The following is a 3,684-nucleotide window of genomic DNA, read 5'->3' as shown; positions in this document are numbered from 1 at the left end:
CCCACCGTGCCTTGCCCGGCAATCACGTCGGGATCATCGAAGGCCGACAGCAGGCGGTAGTCGTGCTGCGCGGCCAGTTCGGCGGCAAATGCTTTGGCTTCGTCATAGCTCTCGCCATGCAGGCGCACGGTGGCACCCCAGTGCGCCACGCCGGCAATTTTGGTTTGCGGTGCACAGCGCGGCATCACCGTGATCGCTTGCAGACCCAAGCGATACGCCGCCCACGCCAAGCCTTGTGCATGGTTGCCTGCCGAGGCGGCAATCGTGGGCCGCGTGTCGCCGCGCTCACGTGCTGCCAACAGGGCATTCAACGCGCCGCGCACTTTGTACGAGCCGGTGCGTTGCAGGTTTTCCAGTTTCAGCCAACAGCCAAAACGCTCGGCGTAATGCACCGGGGTGACGTCCAGATATTTGCGCAACCGTGCCTGTGCGGCCAGCACATCGCTGGCGGTCACCTGCGGCAGTAGGGCGACGGACGACGGCATTAGCGGCGGCCCCGGTATGCGCTCAAGGACATGGCCGTACCTCGACCGTCAGGCAGTCGTACAGCTTGGCCAACTGGTGCTGCAAGGTTTCGGGTGCGCGCTCGCCTTCCACGGTCATGCGCAATTGCCAGCGCTCGCCATCGGCATGCGCATGGCCATCCACCGACACGGGCAAAAACCCACGGCGTTCTGCGGTGCCCAGCACGCGGGTCAATGCGCCTTCGGCGCGGCGCAGGGTCAACTCAAGCTGGTAGCGCATGGGGGGTCTCTTTGGGTGAGGCGTCATCGTCGATCATTTGCGCGTTGTTGCGGTTGGGCGGCACCAACGGCCACACGTTGGCGGCGGTGTCGATGGCCACGTGCAACAGCGCAGGGCCTTTTGCAGCCAGCAGTGCGGCGATGGCGGCATCCACGTCCTCGGCGCGCTCCACATGCAGCGCTTCGATCCCGAAGGCGGCAGCTAGGGCGATGAAGTCGGGGTTGTCGGACAGGTCGATTTCGGAATAGCGTTTTTCGAAGAACAATTCCTGCCACTGCCGCACCATGCCCAGCGCTTGGTTATCCAACAGCACGATCTTCACCGGCAGGTTGTAGCGGCGCAGGGTAGCCAGTTCTTGGATGTTCATCTGGATTGAGCCATCGCCGCTGACGCAGATCACTTGCGCAGTGCGGTCTTGCAACTGCGCACCGATGGCGGCCGGCAGGCCAAAGCCCATCGCGCCCAAAGCGCCCGAGGTCAGGTGCTTGCGCGGATGCTGCATTTGCCAGTGTTGCGCCACCCACATTTGATGCTGACCCACATCGCAAACCACGAACGCATCGGCGGCGGTTTCCGATAGCCGCTTCAACAAGGCAGGCGCGTACACGGTGGCACCGGGGGCGTCGTAGCGCGGTGCAAATTGCAAGGCGCGTTGCTGGCATTGGCTGCGCCAGGCCTTGCGTGCCGGGCCATTGCGGCCATGCAGGTGCGCCGCACACGCCAAGGTCAGCTTGGCCAAGGTGGTGCGAATATCGCCGCGCACGCCGGCATCGGCCACGCGCAATTTGCCGATTTCGCAGGCATCCAAATCCATGTGCACCACGCGTGCATGCGGGGCAAATTCGGCCAGCTTGCCGGTGGCACGGTCATCAAACCGTGCACCGACCACGATCAGCAAATCGGCTTCTTGCACCGCCAGATTGGCCGCGCGTGAGCCGTGCATGCCCAGCATGCCAAGATTCAGTGGATGCTTTGAAGGCAGTGCGCCCAAGCCTTTCAGTGTCAGCACCGTGGGAATTTGGGTGGCATCCACGAAGGTGCGGAAGTCCTGCACCGCATCGCCCAGTGCAATGCCGCCGCCGCCGTAGATCACTGGCCGCTGCGCCAGCGAGATCAATGCCAGTGCTTCGTGCAGCGAGGCATCCTTGGGCGCTTCCACATCGTCGATGGGCAGCGGCACATGCGGTGGCAGATGGCTGGCATCGGCGTTTTGTACATCCTTGGGCAGGTCGATCAACACCGGCCCGGGGCGGCCACTGCGGGCGATGCGAAAGGCTTCGCCGACGATGTGCGGCAACTCATCCACGCTGCGTGCGATGAAGCTGTGCTTGACCATCGGGAAACTCATCCCGAATACGTCGAGTTCTTGGAATGCATCGGTGCCCATCAAGCTGCTGGCCACTTGCCCGGTGATGGCGACCATCGGCACCGAGTCCACCAGCGCATCGGCAATGCCGGTGAACAAATTGGTGGCACCCGGGCCGGAGGTCGCCACGCACACCCCCACGCGCCCGCTGGCACGCGCATAGCCATTGGCGGCAAACGCGGCACCTTGCTCGTGGCGTACCAGCACATGCTGGAGTTGCGGCACGTCGTACAGCGCATCGTAGAACGGCATGATCGCGCCGCCCGGATACCCAAACAGGGTGTCCACACCTTCTGCAACCAAGGCTTGCGCCAGCCAGCGGGCACCGTTCATTACGCGGCCTCGCTCTGTTTGGCGGGAGTGTTGGCGGCTTGCGAGGTGCCCAACCATTGCATATTGGCGCGCAGCTGCTTGCCCACGGTTTCGATGGGATGGTCCAGATCGGCCTGCTTCATCGCCTTGTAGTTGGCATTGCCGGCGGCGTATTCGGCGATCCACTGACGGGCGAAGGTGCCGTCCTGGATTTCGGTCAACACCTTGCGCATTTGCGCGCGGGTGTTGTCATCCACCACGTAATTACCGCGCGTCAGTGCGCCGTATTGCGCGGTTTCGCTGATGAATTCGTGCATGCGGGTGACGCCGCCTTCGTAGAACAAATCCACGATCAATTTCAATTCGTGCAGGCATTCGTAATAGGCCACTTCGGGCTGATAGCCGGCTTCCACCAAGGTTTCCCAACCGGCCTGCACCAGTTTGGTGGCACCGCCGCACAGCACCGCTTGTTCGCCGAACAGATCGGTTTCGGTTTCTTCCTTGAAGCTGGTCTTGATTGCGTTTTGACGCGCACCGCCAATGCCGGCGCAGTAAGTCAGTGCCAGTTGCTCGGCCTTGCCGCTCTTGTCTTGATGCACCGCATACACCGACGGCACACCACGGCCGATTTCATATTCACGGCGCACCAAAGCACCCGGGCCCTTGGGTGCGACCAGCACCACGTCGAGGTCTTCGCGCGGGCTGATTTGCCCGTAATGCACGTTGAAGCCGTGCGCAAACAGCAGGCAGGCACCCTTGGCCATGTTCGGCTCCAGCACTTCGCCATACAGCTGCGGCTGCACCATGTCGGGGGTGAGCACGGCAACGATCTCGGCGTCTTTCACCGCCTCGGCCGGGGATTTCACGGTGAAGCCATCGGCCTTGGCCTTGATCTCGGTGGGGCCGCCCGGGCGCAGGCCCACGGTGACATCGAAGCCGGAATCACGCAGGTTGAGCGCATGCGCGCGGCCTTGGCTACCGTAGCCGACGATGGTGATGCGGGGTTTGTTGCTGGTCATTGCGGTGGTTCCTGTTGGGAGAGGTTGGTAAAGACCCAAAACGAAAAACCCCGCACCTTGCGATGCGGGGTTTTCGATTTTGGCGTTGTGCGTTTGTTGCTTACACGCCGGATCGTCCCGCAGATGTGGGCGGAATAATGAGTACGAGTACGAGCGCGCTTGCCGCCGGAAGGGCGGTCACGGAAGGCGTCGGCAGGGGCATGTGGCGTTGCAACATAAGCGCAGGAAAACACGCTAGGATCG

General features: G+C 62.6%; 5 protein-coding genes. All 5 read right to left on the bottom strand.

The features are described from left to right. On the bottom strand, positions 1-485 hold a 485-nt coding region (locus PK789_RS11450), incomplete at its 3' end, for a pyridoxal-phosphate dependent enzyme (RefSeq protein ID WP_324308941.1). A gap of 22 nt (positions 486-507) precedes the next feature. Further along, complete coding sequence (locus tag PK789_RS11445) at positions 508-744, bottom strand: ACT domain-containing protein (protein ID WP_324308940.1); 237 nt, start codon at positions 742-744, stop codon at positions 508-510. After that, a complete protein-coding gene (ilvG, locus tag PK789_RS11440; RefSeq protein WP_324308939.1) occupies positions 728-2,443 on the bottom strand; it encodes an acetolactate synthase 2 catalytic subunit in 1,716 nt (571 codons plus the stop codon). The genes PK789_RS11445 and ilvG overlap by 17 nt, the downstream gene beginning before the upstream one ends. Continuing rightward, entirely contained in the window at positions 2,443-3,441 is a 999-nt protein-coding gene (gene ilvC / locus PK789_RS11435) for a ketol-acid reductoisomerase (protein WP_324308938.1), read from the bottom strand. Before ilvC ends, ilvG begins: the two co-directional genes overlap by 1 nt. Beyond that, on the bottom strand, positions 3,438-3,684 hold a 247-nt coding region (locus tag PK789_RS11430), incomplete at its 5' end, for a hypothetical protein (RefSeq protein ID WP_324308937.1). The genes ilvC and PK789_RS11430, both read right to left, overlap by 4 nt.

It is taken from the genome of Thermomonas sp. (assembly GCF_035369645.1).
Classification (GTDB): domain Bacteria; phylum Pseudomonadota; class Gammaproteobacteria; order Xanthomonadales; family Xanthomonadaceae; genus Thermomonas.
This window is presented reverse-complemented; position numbering and strand designations above follow the sequence as displayed.

What these genes read in the sequence shown, in the direction of transcription:
- PK789_RS11445 (WP_324308940.1), bottom strand. Translation starts at nt 744, where the DNA reads ATGCGCTACCAGCTTGAGTTGACCCTGCGCCGCGCCGAAGGCGCATTG.
- ilvG (WP_324308939.1), bottom strand. Translation starts at nt 2,443, where the DNA reads ATGAACGGTGCCCGCTGGCTGGCGCAAGCCTTGGTTGCAGAAGGTGTG.
- ilvC (WP_324308938.1), bottom strand. Translation starts at nt 3,441, where the DNA reads ATGACCAGCAACAAACCCCGCATCACCATCGTCGGCTACGGTAGCCAA.